The following is a 14,230-nucleotide window of genomic DNA, read 5'->3' as shown; positions in this document are numbered from 1 at the left end:
ACCTGCTGTGGGCCGCGCAGACGATGAAGTGGACCTTCGACTGGAAGCCCGCCGACGTGTTCTGGTGCACGGCCGACATCGGCTGGGTCACGGGCCACACGTACATCACCTACGGCCCGCTCGCGTGCGGCGGCACGCAGGTCGTGTTCGAAGGCGTGCCGACGTATCCGGATGCCGGCCGCTTCTGGAAGATGATCGCTGACCACAAGGTCAGCGTGTTCTATACCGCGCCGACCGCGATCCGCTCGCTGATCAAGGCGGCCGAGGCCGACGACAACGTCCACCCGAAGAGCTATGACCTGTCGAGCCTGCGCATCATCGGCACGGTCGGCGAGCCGATCAACCCGGAAGCGTGGATGTGGTATCACAAGCACGTCGGCGGCGAACGCTGCCCGATCGTCGATACGTGGTGGCAGACCGAGACGGGCGGGCACATGATCACGCCGCTGCCGGGCGCGACGCCGACCGTGCCCGGTTCGTGCACGCTGCCGCTGCCGGGCATCATGGCCGCGGTGGTCGACGAGACGGGCCAGGACGTGCCGAACGGCCAGGGCGGGATCCTGGTCATCAAGCGTCCGTGGCCGGCGATGATCCGCACGATCTGGGGCGACCCGGAGCGCTTCAGGAAGAGTTACTACCCGGAAGAACTCGGCGGCACGCTGTACCTCGCTGGCGACGGCACCGTGCGCGACAAGGACACGGGTTACTTCACGATCATGGGCCGGATCGACGACGTGCTGAACGTGTCGGGCCACCGGCTCGGCACGATGGAGATCGAGTCGGCGCTGGTCGCGCATGAGCTCGTCGCCGAGGCGGCCGTAGTCGGCCGGCCGGACGAGACGACCGGCGAGGCGGTGGTCGCGTTCGTCGTGCTGAAGCGCACGCGTCCGGAGGGTGATGAGGCCGCGACGCTCGCGAAGGAACTGCGCGACTGGGTCGGCAAGCAGATCGGGCCGATCGCGAAGCCGAAGGACATCCGCTTCGGTGACAACCTGCCGAAGACGCGTTCGGGCAAGATCATGCGCCGGCTGCTGCGTTCGCTCGCGAAGGGCGAGGCGATCACGCAGGATACGTCCACGCTCGAGAACCCCGCGATCCTCGATCAGCTCACCGAAGTGCGCTGAGTTTGCGCTGAGTTCCCGCGTTGCGTCATGCGCCCCTGCGCGGCAATCCCGATTGTCCGCGCAGGGGCTTTTTGTTAAACAAGGGCATGACCGCTCCGTCCCGTCCGGCGCCTGCTGCGCCGCCACCCGTGCCCGTTCCGCTCGCGCGTGCGCACGCGCGTTACTGGCGTTTCAACGTCGTGCTGATCGTCGTGCTGATGGCGATCGGCTTTTCGGTGTCGTTCGTCGTGCCGTTCTTCGCGCCCGCGCTTGCGGGCGTGCATTTCGCGGGATTCAGTTTGCCGTTCTATGTCGGCGCGCAAGGCGCGATTCTCGTCTATCTCGTGCTGATCGTCGTCTATATCGGGCTGATGCAGCGTGCCGACCGCATCCTGCGCCGCGCGTATGACGACCATGCGGCGGGCGCGGACGATACGCGCAGCGGGCGCTGATCGATGCTGACCCGTCGCCTGATTCGCGCGTACGCCCTCTACACGCTCGGCTTTCTCGCGTTTGTGCTGCTGCTGTGGCGCATCGAGCGCGCGGCTGGCTCCGGCGTGTGGATCGGCTACGTGTTCCTGTTCGTGCCGATCGCCGTCTATGCGGTGATCGGGCTGCTGTCGCGCACGTCCGACCTCGTCGAATACTACGTCGCTGGGCGGCGCGTGCCGTCCGCGTTCAACGGGATGGCGACCGCGGCGGACTGGCTGTCGGCCGCGTCGTTCATCGGCCTCGCCGGCTCGCTGTACGCGACCGGCTACGACGCGCTTGCGTATCTGATGGGCTGGACGGGCGGCTTCTGCCTTGTCGCGTTCCTGCTCGCGCCATACGTGCGCAAGCTCGCGCGCTACACGATTCCCGACTTTCTCGGCACGCGCTTCTCGAGCACCGCGGTGCGCGCGCTCGCGGCCGGCGCGGCGATCCTGTGCTCGTTCGTCTACCTGGTCGCGCAGATCCAGGGGATCGGGCTGATTGCGACGCGCTTCATCGGCGTCGATTTCGCGATCGGCATCTTCTGCGGGCTTGCGGGCATACTCGTCTGTTCGTTCCTCGGCGGGATGCGCGCGGTCACGTGGACGCAGGTCGCGCAGTACATCATCCTGATCAGCGCGATCCTGATTCCGGTGTCGCTGATCGCACTGAAGATCGGGCTCGGGCCGGTGCCGCAGTTCAGCTACGGGAAGCTGATGGAGCGTGTCGCCACGCGCGAGGCGCAGTTGCGCGACGCGCATGACGAGCAGCAGGTGCGAAACGCGTACCGCGGCCAGGCCGCGCGGATCCAGACGCAGCTCGACCGGCTGCCCGCGTCGTTCGGCGAGGCGCGCGGGCGGCTCGTCGACCAGCTCGCCGACCTGCGGCGCCACAACGGGCCGCTGCGCGAGATCAGCCAGCTCGAGCGCGAGCTCGCGGACTTTCCGCGCGACCCGGCGGCGGCGCGGGTCGTGTGGTCGCAGATGCGCGACGACCTGCTGGCGCGCGCCGAGCCGCCGGTGCCGATGCACGAGCCGTTTCCAGCCGCGAACGACGACGAGCGGCGGCCGCGCGAGCGCAATTTCCTCGCGCTGCTGATGTGCCTGTCGCTCGGCACCGCGAGCCTGCCGCACATCCTGACGCGCTACAACACGACGACGTCGGTCGCGTCCGCGCGCCGTTCGGTCGGCTGGACGCTGTTCTTCATCGCGCTGTTCTATCTGAGCGTGCCGGTGCTCGCGGTGATGATCAAATACGAGATCCTCGCGAACCTCGTCGGGCGGCCGTTCGCGGAGCTGCCGGCATGGGTCACGCAGTGGCATCACTTCGAGCCGGACCTGATCAGTGTCGTCGACGAGATTCGCGACGGCATCGTGCACTGGTCCGAGATCCAGATGCAGCCGGACATGGTCGTGCTGGCCGCGCCGGAGATCGCCGGGCTGCCGTACGTGATGTCGGGGCTGATCGCGGCGGGCGCGCTCGCGGCCGCGCTGTCGACCGCGGACGGGCTGCTGCTGACGATCGCGAATGCGCTGTCGCACGACGTGTACTACTGCATGGTTGCGCCCGACGCGTCGAGCCAGCGGCGCGTCACGATCTCGAAGGTGCTGCTGCTCGGCGTTGCGCTGTTCGCGTCGTACGTCGCATCGCTCAATACCGGGAAGATCCTGTTCCTCGTCGGTGCGGCGTTTTCGCTCGCGGCGTCGAGTTTCTTTCCGGTGCTGGTGCTCGGCGTGTTCTGGAAGCGCACGACGACGCGCGGCGCGATCGCGGGGATGGTGACGGGGCTCGCGGTGTGCGTGTACTACATCGTGTCGACGTATCCGTACTTCGCGCAACTGACCGGCTTTGCCGGGCCGACATGGTTCGGGATCGAGCCGATCAGCTCGGGCGTGTTCGGCGTGCCGGCCGGGTTCGCGGTCGCGATCGTCGTCAGCCTGCTCGACCGCCGGCCGGACGATTACACGCGCGCGCTCGTCGACTATATCCGCCATCCGTGACGCGCAGAGCGGGGGAGTGGCGCAGGGTCGCAAGAGTTTGCTATACTCTCGCTCTTCCGGAGAGATGGATGAGTGGTTTAAGTCGCACGCCTGGAAAGCGTGTATAGGTGTAAGCCTATCGGGGGTTCGAATCCCCCTCTCTCCGCCAGGACATCAGTAAGAACGGGCCTCTCGGCCCGTTTTTCATTTCTATCCGCCAAATAACCCGCCGATCCGCCAACCGGCAAAGCGCCTTGAGTGGCGCTGAGCTGATCGTTGCTGTGCGTTGCATCGCGTCCCGCCGCGTTACGTCGTAGTTTCGATACGGCCCCAGCCCATGGCGATCAATGTGGAAACCACGCTCTCCGCCTAACCGAACACTCGCAAGAACTCTCGCATCCCGCGGAGCATCGCATTCATTCCCGGATGTGATCAGACCACCTAGAATGGAAGCATGGTTTGGACCTGATAAGGAGCCTGCCATGTCTCAGTCAATGATTAGCTTTTGGGTGGGTCTAGCGGTCGTGCTGGTTGTTATATCCGCGATTGTTCGTCGATACAGGGGCGAGCATCCGGGAACGAGCATGGGTCAATGGCTAGACGCGCATCACATGAGCTGGATGCATCGTAAGCATTGAGGAGGCACCGTAAGGATAGGGTGCCGGGGACCCGACTCGAACCGGCGGTCCGGTTCCTGAATCGTCAGGAACCGGAGCCCTGTTGGATGCGAGCCGGCAACGCGTCCAACTCTTCGTCAGTGAATGTCAGAACGTGCCAGAAGCTCGCGGCCAATGCCCCGCCTGGCCCGACGCCATCCATTCGTTTTGCCAGATGGCTGCGTCAGTCAGGTTGCGCTCGCGAGACCGCGAAATTCCCCGGCTTCCTTCGCTAGTCCGGCACCCCACCGAGAAACGCCAGCATCGCCGCATTGAAACGGGCAGGGCGCTGCAGCGGCGCGAAATGGCTCACGCCCGGCAGGATCGTCAACGTCGCATCCGGAATCGAGCGGGCGAGATACGCCGCATGCTCGGGCCGGATGAACTCGTCATGCTCGCCCAGCACGATCGCGACGGGTACCTCGATCGAACCGAGATCGCGCGCGCTGTAGTCGGGTTGCGTGCGCATCATCTCGCCGACGGCGGCCACGAACGCGTCGAACCCGTCCGGCGTGGCCGAGAGCCGCGCGTAATCCTTCCGGTGCCGCGCGAAGCAGCGATCGATCACCGCGCCCGGGTTCATTTCCTTGGTGCCGCCCGGGTCCATGTTGCACGCGAAGAAGAACACGCCCGCCGCGCGGGCAGGGGCGCGCGACGCCAGCACGAGCGCGATGCAGGCACCGTCGCTCCAGCCGACGAAGCGGGCGCGGTCGATGCCGAGCGCGTCCATGACCGCGAGCACGTCCGACGCCATCCGTTCGTAGGAATAGGGTTGCTCGTCGCGCGTGCTGCGGCCGTGGCCGCGGCTGTCGATCAGGATCGCGCGGTAGCCGGCGGAGACGATGGCCGGCACCTGATAGCCCCAGTTGCCGGCATGGCCGAGGCCGCCGTGCAGCATGACCACCGGCGGGCCGTCGCCGTAAGCCGCATGCCAGATGCGGGCACCGTCGTGGTCAAGCCATCCTTCGAGATCGGCCGCGGGCAACGGCGCGGCGCCATCTGCGTCGAACCGGCCGAGATCGTCGTCTTCAAGCTCCGCATTCATCGTTTTTCCCCCAATGAAGTGGCGCGAACGATCCGGCCGCAACGCCGGCTGCAAATCCGGCGTGCGCCACATCGCTTCCGGATAATCAAGCTTCGCATAATCCGCCGGACCCATATGGGCAAGCTCGCGCGCGATTCTTTCAATGCCGGAATCAATCTAGCGGTATTTTAAGCGTCTTCAAGGATGGCCTTGACGATTCCCTCGGACATCTCCTTCCTGATGCTGCTTTCGGAATCCATCGGCTCATCCCCGCCGTGCGAATCGCGAGAGCATAGTACCGACATCTCGCCGCTTCACGCCAGCTGCAGGGGTACACGAGATGAGCCGGTCGAGGGATCGGTCCGGTCATCGTCAATTGACCTGTCGGATACCAGCGCACGCTTTTGGGTTTTTTTAAAGCGGTCGACTACGGCTGCCTGAGACTCGCACATCGATAATCCACATGTCATGCCGCCGATATTCTCAATGGAAAAGCACGGTTACCACCGAACCCGAACGAGAATGTGGGAATATGTGCGACCGGCAGATTCCGGAAAGAGAAATCGCTGAAACGCATTCCGAAACAATCATGAAGAATAAATCGTTCATTCACACGCTGACGCCTGTTCCCCTGATTGCGCTGCTGGCCGGCGGCGCATACGCGACGACAGACGACGTGGCCCGCCTGAGCGGCACCGTGTTGCAGACATCCATGTCGTTTTGCTCGAACGTCGCGCCGTCCGCACGCGCCGCATGCCAGGGCGACATGATCGCGGCGGGCAGCCGCGTGGTCGTGTCGATGTCCGGTCTGCCGCCGAAGGCCGTGTCGACCATCGAAGCGGCCGCGCGCGACAAGCTGCCGGCCGGCGAACGGCCGCCGCTGGCGGCGACGCCGGCACGCGCCGACTTCAAGGATGACGACATCGCCGGTCTCGCCGGCATGGTTCGCTTGTGCGACGTCTACGAGCAGGAGCCCGCCGCGCGCAAGCGGCATCTCGCGGCGGTGGAGGCGCAGGATCCGGACACCGCGCGGCGCGTCGAGGCGCTGCTGGCCGATTCATCCGCATCGGCGCGTGCACGCGTCAGCATGGGCGTGTGGGAAATCCTTGCGGTCCAGGGGCCGGACCTCGTGGCGGGCGCATGTGCGCGGCTGGGCGTCGCGCCCTGATGGCGTGATTCGAAGAAGTCGTGGCGCATGCTCGCCGGCACGGCACGGCGCGGCGCATGCGCCGGAAGCCGGGTCGCTGCCGCGCTTGGCCGTCGCGCTTCGCCGCCTAATCAGCAACGCGAGAAATATCCGATGCGATCTCCGAACTGGATGAAGGCCGCCCTTGCGGCCGCGTGGTTTGCGGCGGCCACGGCCTGCGCCGCCGATCCGGCGAGCTCGGACGCCGGCAATCCCGTCATCGAGCTGAAGGTCGGCCGGCTGACGATTTTCGTGAAGTCGTCTGCGTACCTGCGATTCGTCCTGGAGGACAAATCACGGATCGCCGTAACGGATACGGCGGGATTCCTGTGGCCGTTGGTCGCGACCGACGTACACGGACGTTTCTATATCGGCAACAGGGTGGTCGACAGCGAAAGCGGGCGTGTGAAAAGCGCCGGCGCGATCGTCCTTGGTCCGCATTACACGGTCCTGGCCGACGACGCCATGCGCGTGGTGAAGATCGTGCACGGCGGGCGTGTGTGCGAGGTCGGCATCGCGACGCTCGGGTTCGATCCGGCGGACACGCGTGCGAGCGAACTCCTGCATCGCGCACTTCGCTTCGTCGATGCGGACGGCCCGCTGGTCGGATTGGTAACCGGGAAGCGCGGCAAGCCCCGGGACTTCAGACCGGGGAATGACAGCGCGGACGCCGCAGGCGTCCTTGACAGTGCGTAAATGGAGGGTGATACGCTCAGCCTATGCAACGTCTCCAGGCCTTCCGATTCGAACTGATGCCGACTGGCGAACAGGCGCGCGACATGCGCCGCTTCGCCGGAGCGTGCCGCTTCGTGTTCAACAAGGCACTGGCGTTGCAGAAGGCGCGCTACGAGCAAGGCGAGAAGAAGCTGGGCTATGCCGGGCTGTGCAAGCAACTCACCGGGTGGCGCAACGGCACGGAAACGCCGTGGCTCAAAGCGGCGCCGACGCATCCGCTGCAACAATCGCTGAAGGATTTGGAACGGGCCTATAGCAATTTCTTCGCCAAGCGGACCGACTTCCCGCGCTTCAAGAAGAAGGGCCACTCAGACAGCTTCCGCTATCCCGACCCGAAGCAGATCAAGCTCGACCAGGCTAACCGCCGGATTTTCCTGCCCAAACTCGGCTGGCTGCGCTACCGCAATAGCCGCCTCGCGCTCGGCGACGTCCGCAGCGCGACCGTATCGCTGCGCGCGGGCAAGTGGTACGTCAGCATTCTCACGGCGCGCGAAGTCGAGCGTCCCGTTCCCAGCGGCCCGGCGGTCGGTATCGACGTGGGCGTTGTACGCTTCGCGACCCTGAGCGATGGCACAGTCATCGCGCCGCTCGCCAGCTTCAGGCAACACGAGCAGCGGCTCGCGAAGTATCAGCGGCGCATGGTGCGTAAGGTCAAAGGCTCGGCGAACTGGAAAAAGGCAAGGGCCAGAGTCCAGCGTCTCCACGCCCGCATCGCAAACGCACGCTCGGACTTCCTGCACAAGGCATCGAACACGATCAGCAAAAGCCACGCAATGATCGCCGTCGAGGACTTGCAGGTGCGCAACATGGTGAAGTCGGCCCGCGGCACGGTCGAGGCGCCTGGGCGTCATGTCCGCGCCAAGTCGGGACTCAATAAGTCCATCCTCGACCAGGGATGGGGCGAGTTCCGTCGGCAGCTGGAGTACAAGACGGCGTGGCGTGGCGGATACTTCGTCGCTGTTGCGCCGCAGAACACGAGCCGTATGTGCCCCTGCTGCGGGCATATCTCGGCCGACAACCGCAAGACGCAAGCGTGGTTCGCCTGCGTGAAGTGCGGTCACGAGGCGAATGCGGACCACGTCGGCGCGCTCAATGTTTTAGCGGCGGGACACGCCGTTTTAGCCTGTGGAGAGAAGGTGCAGTCGGGCCGCTCGAAGAAGCAGGAACCCGCCGAAGTGACTACGTAGAGCATCACGTGGCGCAGCAGGAATCCTCCCCCCTTGCCGGCCTTGGGCCGGCGAGCGTCAGCGAGAGGGGGAGGAGGATGTCAAGTGGCACAGCCCGCAGTTGTCGCGCGTGCCCGCGTACTGGCTGGAAGGGCAGGTGCGCGCTCGCGGCAAACGCGTCACGAGCGGGCCGGACTCGCGTTAGCGCACGTTCAGGTTGATTTGGTGGGGCCGAAATCTGCCGCCAACCGGTCAGCAACCTGTAATGCGCGTTCACAACCGCTCAGCCGATAAATTACAAAACACCTTCACACGCAGAAGCCGCCCGACACTGTCACGCCCACGTCACAAGCCTTCCCGCCCGGTCTTTCATCGGAAGAATTTTCCAGTCCCTCACCATTCTTGACATTTTGTCTCGTCAATGAATGGCAAATGTAAGCATTTCCTTGACGCCACCCGCTCGGCGCATTTATTGTCCGTCTGCCGCCGCCGTGAGAGAGCAAGCGCCGGAGAAACGCGAATGCCCGCCATTTGCGCACGACAACACGCAACAGAAGCAGAAAAGGAAACGTCGTAGCCCCATGAAGCCGCTATTCGATGACAAGCAATCCGATGCGGTCGGCAATCGTCCTTCCACGCCGTCTTCGTCCGCTGTCGTCGCGTCTGCCGCAGTCGTCATGCCGGCGGCGGCAGACACCGCGCGCCTGATCACGGTCGACGAGATCGACCAGCTCGGTGCCGCGCAGGGCAGCCGGATCGCCGCATTCTCCCAGCAGATTCTCGCGAGTGTCCGCGCGTCGGATGCCGACCAGTTCGGCGACAAGCTCAACGAACTGATCGCGACCGCGAAGGGGCTCGACCCGCGCGGCGCCGACAAGGGCGGGCTGCTCACGCAGGTGACGCGGCTGTTCCGCTCGACGAAGGAGAAGCTGCTCGCGCAATACGAGACGGTCAGCAAGCGGATGGACACACTCGTCGTCGAACTCGAGAGCCATGCGCAACGGCAGAAGAACGGCATCGACGAGCTCGAGCGGATGTACAACGACAACTACGCGCTGCACCAGGAGCTCGCGCACGCGAAGGCGCGCGGTGAGGCCGCGCTCGCCGCGCTGCGTGCGAACCTCGCGGCCGGCCGGCAGCAGGCCGACGACGCGTTCGGCGCGCAGCGGCTGCTCGACGTGAAGCGCACGGCCGACGCGCTCGAGAGCAAGCTCGACGATCTCGACCGCGCGATGCTGATGTCGAAGCAGCTCGCGCCGCAGATCCGCATGGAGCAGGACCAGAAGCGCACGCTGACGTCGAAGTTCATGACGATCAAGACGGTGCTGATCCCCGCGTGGACCAACGCGTTCGCGCTCTACCTCGAACAGCTCGGCACCAAGCGCGCGGCAGCGCTCGCGAACGCGACGTACGACGCGGCCGACGAGGCGATCCGCGCGCAGGCGGACCTCAACCGTGCGAACGCGCAGGAGGTCGCGAAGCTCGGCCAGCGCCCGGTGATCTCGACCGACACGTTCGAATACGCGCAGCAGCAGCTGTTCGGCGCGTTCGACGACGTCACGCAGATCCTCGCGGAAGGCAAGCGCCAGCGCGAGCAGGATGCGCCGCGGCTGCGCCAGCTCGAACAGGACCTGATCACCCGTTTTGCCCCGAAGCACAACTGAGGTACACCGCATGATTACGCTTGAGAAACGCGCGGCGAAGGTCGCGATCGTCCTCGAAAAACGCCAGATCCTGAAGCCGCCCGTCGTGCGCGTCGGCGCGGCGCTCGACATCTCCGGCTCCGCGAAGCCGCTCTACAAGTCGGGTGTGATCCAGGACACGCACGACCGGATTCTCGGCATCGCGCTGAAGTTCGATGACAACGGCGAAGTCGACACGTGGACCTTCACCGAAGGCTTCGACCGCCTGCCGACCGCGACGCCCGAGAACTACGGCGCGTACATCACCGACTACGTGCTGAACGGCGACATCGCCAAGTGGGGCGGCACGCAGTACGCACCGGTGATGAACGACATCGTCGACTTCTTCTTCCGCGCACCGGAGCCGGAGCCCAAACGCGAAGCGAAGCGCGGCTTCCTGAGCCGGCTGTTCGGCGGCGCGGACGACACGCCCGCGCCCACGCCGGCGCCCGTTTCGGCGAATGGCCACCTGCCGGCGTGGGTGCTGTTCGTCACCGACGGCCAGAACCCGAAGAACGACCGCAAGCGCGTGCGCCAGCTGCTGGCCGAGTCGCAGCATTACCCGCTTTACTGGTCGCTGGTCGGCGTCGGCGATCCGAGCGAGTTCGACTTTCTGTCGGAAGTCGCCGACGAGATGCCGAACGTCGGCTTCCTGCATCTCGAATCGCTCGACGTGAGCGACGAGCAAATCTACGACCGGCTGATCACGCAGGAATTCTGCGACTGGGTGCGCGCGAAGTAAGCGCGCGCCCGCACGGCATTTTTTTCGAACCCAGAGTCACACCCCAATCATGTTGAAAGACTTCAAGATTCCGTTATCGCTCACCGTGCTGGCGCTGATCGCCGCGTATCTGCTCGGCGGCGTGAAGGACATGCTGATCGTCGCCGTCCTGTGCGTGCTCGAGATTTCGCTGTCGCTCGACAACGCTGTCGTCAACGCGTCCGTGCTGAAGAACTGGTCCGAGAAGTGGCGCAACCGCTTCATGGTGTTCGGCCTGCCCGTCGCGGTGTTCGGCATGCGGCTCGTGTTCCCGCTGCTGATCGTCGCGGTGATCGGCCACATCGGCATGTGGGACGCGCTGACGCTCGCGATCGACGCGCCGGACAAGTACGCGGCGATCCTGACGTCCGCGCATCACCAGGTGTCGGCGTTCGGCGGCGCGTTCCTGCTGATGGTGTTCTTCAAGTTCATGTTCGACACCGAGAAGGACGAGCACTGGATCGGCTTCCTCGAAGGCCCGATGCGGCATCTCGGCCGGATCGCCGCGCTTGAGGTCGCGCTGACGCTCGCGATCATCATCATCGCGTCGCTGTACGTGCCGTCGGCCGAACAGGTCGCCTTCCTGCTCGCGGGCGCGTTCGGCGTGATCAGCTTCGTGATTGCGCACGGGATCGGCGACCTGATCGGCGGCGAGGACACGGGCACGCGCGTCGTGCGCGAAGGCGTCGCGGGCTTCATGTATCTCGAAGTGCTCGATTCGTCGTTCAGCTTCGACGGCGTGATCGGCGCGTTCGCGCTGTCGAACAATATTTTCCTGATCGCGCTCGGCCTCGGCGTCGGCGCGGCCTACATCCGGGAAATGACGCTCGTGCTGCTGAAGAAGGGCACGCTTGCGCAGTACCGCTATCTCGAGCACGGCGCATTCTGGGCGATCGGCGCGCTCGCGGCGATCATGTTCGTTGGCGTGAAACTCGAGGTGCCCGAGGTGGTGACGGGCCTGATCGGCGCGGCGATGATCGGCGCGGCCGTCTGGTCGTCGATCATCGCACAGCGTCGCGAAGAGAAAGAGGAGCGTGCCGCGGTGGCCGGCAAGTAACGCCGCCGCCGCGCCGGTTTCATGACGACGGGCCGCCGCCGGCGGCCCGCTTTGCCGCCGCGGGCCGGCGGCTTCCTGCAACAGAGGTTCAGATGATCAATTTGTCGAAGGGCGGTCGCGTCAACCTGTCGAAAGAGGCGCCCGGCACGCAGAAATTCCGCATCGGTCTCGGTTGGGATGCGAACACGACGGACACGGGCGCGGATTTCGATCTCGACGTGTCGGTGTTCCTGTGCAAGTACGACGCGCAGAATAATCCGAAGCTGATCTCGGACCAGCACTTCGTGTTCTACAACAGCGAAGTGCGGACGATGGAGCGCAAGGAGACCTTCATCCAGCCCGGCGAAGATTTCCCGAAGCGCGGGATGCCGGCGTCGAAGTGCCTCGGCGTCGTCCATAGCGGCGACAACCGCACGGGTAGCGGCGATGGCGACGACGAGGTGATCTTCATCGACGTCACGAAGCTCGCCGCGGATATCGAGGAAATCTCGGTGGTCGTCACGATCGACCAGGCTGAAGCACGCCGCCAGAATTTCGGGCAGGTCCGCAACAGCTATATCCAGATCGCCGACGAGGTGTCGGGCGCCGTGATCGCGAAATACGCGCTCGAAGAGGACTTCTCGATGGAGACGTCGGTGCAGGTCGGCAGCTTCTACCGGCGCGACGGCCAGTTCATGTTCAAGGCGGTCGGCGCGGGCTACAACCGCGGCCTCGGCGATTTCGTCCGGGCCTATGGCGGCGTCGTCTGACTGGCGGCGGCCCGGCGCGCGGGCAACCGGCGCGCGGGGCGCGATGCACCGATGAACCGCCAGCCTGACGAGCCGAAGGCGCTCGACTTCGATGACGGGCCCGCGCGCATGCCGGGCCGTCTGGCATTTGATGCACCGTCGGCCGGTGCATCGAAGCCGGACGACCGGCCGGCGCCGGCGGCGCTCGATTTCGGCCCCGCGCCGGTGAAGGATACGCGCGCGGTGCCCGCCGACGCAGTCGGCAAGGCGCTGTTCAGCGAAGCGAACCATCCGCTGCTCGAGCAGTGCTTCCGTGCTGCGCAGGCCGGTTTTCCCAATCTTTATCCGGATTACGCGCCGCGCATCGAGCGGCACATCCGGCAGCTCGTGCCGCTCAAGCTGGCGACGGTGGCGACGATCGGCGACAGCGCGCTCGAAACCGCCGGCAACCTCGTCGAAGCGGTCGCGGCGACGACGCGCGAGTTCAACGAACTCGGCGCGGCCGACCTGATGGCAGGCCTGCTCGCGCAGGTGACGCGTAAGGCCGGCGTGCTCGAACGCTGGTTCCGGCCGTCGTCGGCGCATGTCGACTACCGCGCCGCGCTCGGTGCGCTCAAGCAGTCGCTCGGGTTCTTTCCGCGCCGGACCGAGGCGCTTGCGGCGAAGCTCCGTCACGCGGAGGAAGGCCTCGTCGTCGTGCTCGCCGCGCTGAGCGCGGTTGCCGACGTCGTGCGCGTGCCGGACGATACGGGCCTCGAGCGCACGCTGTTCGACCGCCGCCAGATCGTCGGCCAGGCCGTGCAGCAGATCCGCATGCAGCCGGTGCAGTTGCGCGGGCTTGAAGAGCGCGTGACCGACCTGCTGTCGCGCGCCGATCACCTGATGAACGTCGTGCTGCCCGCCGCGATGGCCGCGCGGCCGAAAGGCTGAGCGGACCGCGTTGGCGAGTGTGCAGCCGCCGCAACCAGATTCGCGCGGACCGGCGCGAGTCTGCTATCTTCCCGGGCATTTCCGCGTTTTCCGATCGATTCACCATGACCGACCGCATCGTTGCCGCCTTCGATTTCGACGGCACCATCACCACGTCCGACAGCTTTCGCCATTTCGTCCGCTATGCGATCGGCACGCCGCGCTTCGCTTGGGCCGGGCTGCGCGCGTTGCCATGGATTGTCGCGATGAAGGCGGGTTGGCTGTCGCGCGGCGACGCGAAGGCAAAATTCGCGTGGTTCGCGCTCGGGCCGATGCGCGCGGACGCGCTCGACGACGTCGCGCGCCGCTTCGTCGACGGTTACCTGCCGCGCCTCGTGCGCCCCGAGATGCTCGAGCGGGTGCGCGAGCATCGCGCGCACGGTCATGAAGTCGTGCTGGTGAGCGCATCGCCGTCGCTGTATCTGGAGAAGTGGGCGAAGTCGGCCGGCTTCGACGCGGTGCTCGCGACGCGGCTCGCGTTCGAGCGCGGCGCGTTCGTCGGCCGCCTCGACGGCGACAATTGCTGGGGGCCGCAGAAGGTCGTGCGGTTGCGCGCATGGTGGGGCGACCGGCCGCCGTCGACGCTGTTCGCATACGGCGACAGCCGCGGCGACAAGGAAATGGCGGAGCTCGCGAACCACGCGTGGATTCGCGGGCAGGGCGCGCTGCCGCCGATCGACGGCTGACGTTGTTGCCCGTCTGCGCGCGCGGGCG

General features: G+C 65.8%; 13 protein-coding genes and 1 tRNA gene. 13 read left to right on the top strand and 1 reads right to left on the bottom strand.

The window, feature by feature from the left end; translation table 11 throughout:
- From G3N94_RS25165 to G3N94_RS25150, 4 genes are all read left to right on the top strand, one after another.
- Positions 1–1,124 (top strand): AMP-binding protein (locus G3N94_RS25165; protein WP_205795260.1); only part of this gene is annotated, 1,124 nt, incomplete at its 5' end.
- Between the two features lie 86 nt (positions 1,125–1,210).
- The gene (locus G3N94_RS25160; protein ID WP_205795259.1) at positions 1,211–1,555 is read left to right on the top strand and encodes a DUF4212 domain-containing protein; all 345 of its coding nucleotides are present in this window, start codon (positions 1,211–1,213) and stop codon (positions 1,553–1,555) included.
- A gap of 3 nt (positions 1,556–1,558) precedes the next feature.
- A complete protein-coding gene (locus G3N94_RS25155; RefSeq protein WP_205795258.1) occupies positions 1,559–3,574 on the top strand; it encodes a sodium:solute symporter family protein in 2,016 nt (671 codons plus the stop codon).
- 58 nt (positions 3,575–3,632) lie between these two features.
- Positions 3,633–3,722: transfer RNA gene (locus G3N94_RS25150), tRNA-Ser, on the top strand.
- 719 nt (positions 3,723–4,441) lie between these two features.
- On the opposite strand, the gene G3N94_RS25145 is transcribed toward G3N94_RS25150, so the two are convergent.
- Positions 4,442–5,254: an alpha/beta hydrolase gene (locus G3N94_RS25145; protein WP_205795257.1), complete on the bottom strand. Its 813-nt coding sequence runs from the start codon at positions 5,252–5,254 to the stop codon at positions 4,442–4,444.
- Positions 5,255–5,822: 568 nt separating this feature from the next.
- Between G3N94_RS25145 and G3N94_RS25140 the strand changes: the two genes are divergently transcribed.
- From G3N94_RS25140 to G3N94_RS25100, 9 genes are all read left to right on the top strand, one after another.
- On the top strand, positions 5,823–6,401 hold the full coding sequence (locus G3N94_RS25140) for a hypothetical protein (RefSeq protein ID WP_205795256.1): 579 nt from the start codon (positions 5,823–5,825) through the stop codon (positions 6,399–6,401).
- A gap of 27 nt (positions 6,402–6,428) precedes the next feature.
- Complete coding sequence (locus tag G3N94_RS25135; RefSeq protein WP_205795255.1) at positions 6,429–7,115, top strand: hypothetical protein; 687 nt, start codon at positions 6,429–6,431, stop codon at positions 7,113–7,115.
- A 23-nt stretch (positions 7,116–7,138) separates the two neighbouring features.
- Positions 7,139–8,341, top strand: a complete 1,203-nt coding sequence (locus G3N94_RS25130; RefSeq protein ID WP_205795254.1) for an RNA-guided endonuclease TnpB family protein — start codon at positions 7,139–7,141, stop codon at positions 8,339–8,341.
- 560 nt (positions 8,342–8,901) lie between these two features.
- Complete coding sequence (locus tag G3N94_RS25125; protein ID WP_205795253.1) at positions 8,902–9,984, top strand: toxic anion resistance protein; 1,083 nt, start codon at positions 8,902–8,904, stop codon at positions 9,982–9,984.
- A gap of 10 nt (positions 9,985–9,994) precedes the next feature.
- Positions 9,995–10,744, top strand: coding sequence for a VWA domain-containing protein (locus G3N94_RS25120; protein ID WP_205795252.1), 750 nt, complete (start codon positions 9,995–9,997; stop codon positions 10,742–10,744).
- A gap of 49 nt (positions 10,745–10,793) precedes the next feature.
- The gene (locus G3N94_RS25115; protein WP_205795251.1) at positions 10,794–11,819 is read left to right on the top strand and encodes a DUF475 domain-containing protein; all 1,026 of its coding nucleotides are present in this window, start codon (positions 10,794–10,796) and stop codon (positions 11,817–11,819) included.
- Positions 11,820–11,911: 92 nt separating this feature from the next.
- Positions 11,912–12,568: a TerD family protein gene (locus G3N94_RS25110; RefSeq protein ID WP_205795250.1), complete on the top strand. Its 657-nt coding sequence runs from the start codon at positions 11,912–11,914 to the stop codon at positions 12,566–12,568.
- A gap of 51 nt (positions 12,569–12,619) precedes the next feature.
- On the top strand, positions 12,620–13,477 hold the full coding sequence (locus tag G3N94_RS25105) for a hypothetical protein (protein ID WP_205795249.1): 858 nt from the start codon (positions 12,620–12,622) through the stop codon (positions 13,475–13,477).
- Positions 13,478–13,581: 104 nt separating this feature from the next.
- On the top strand, positions 13,582–14,202 hold the full coding sequence (locus G3N94_RS25100) for an HAD family hydrolase (protein ID WP_205795248.1): 621 nt from the start codon (positions 13,582–13,584) through the stop codon (positions 14,200–14,202).
- Positions 14,203–14,230: the final 28 nt, after the last annotated feature.

The sequence above is a fragment of the Burkholderia sp. Ac-20353 genome, assembly GCF_017104785.1.
Classification (GTDB): Bacteria; Pseudomonadota; Gammaproteobacteria; order Burkholderiales; family Burkholderiaceae; genus Burkholderia.
Note: the sequence above shows the minus strand (reverse complement) of the source record. Positions and strands in the feature narration are given on the sequence as shown.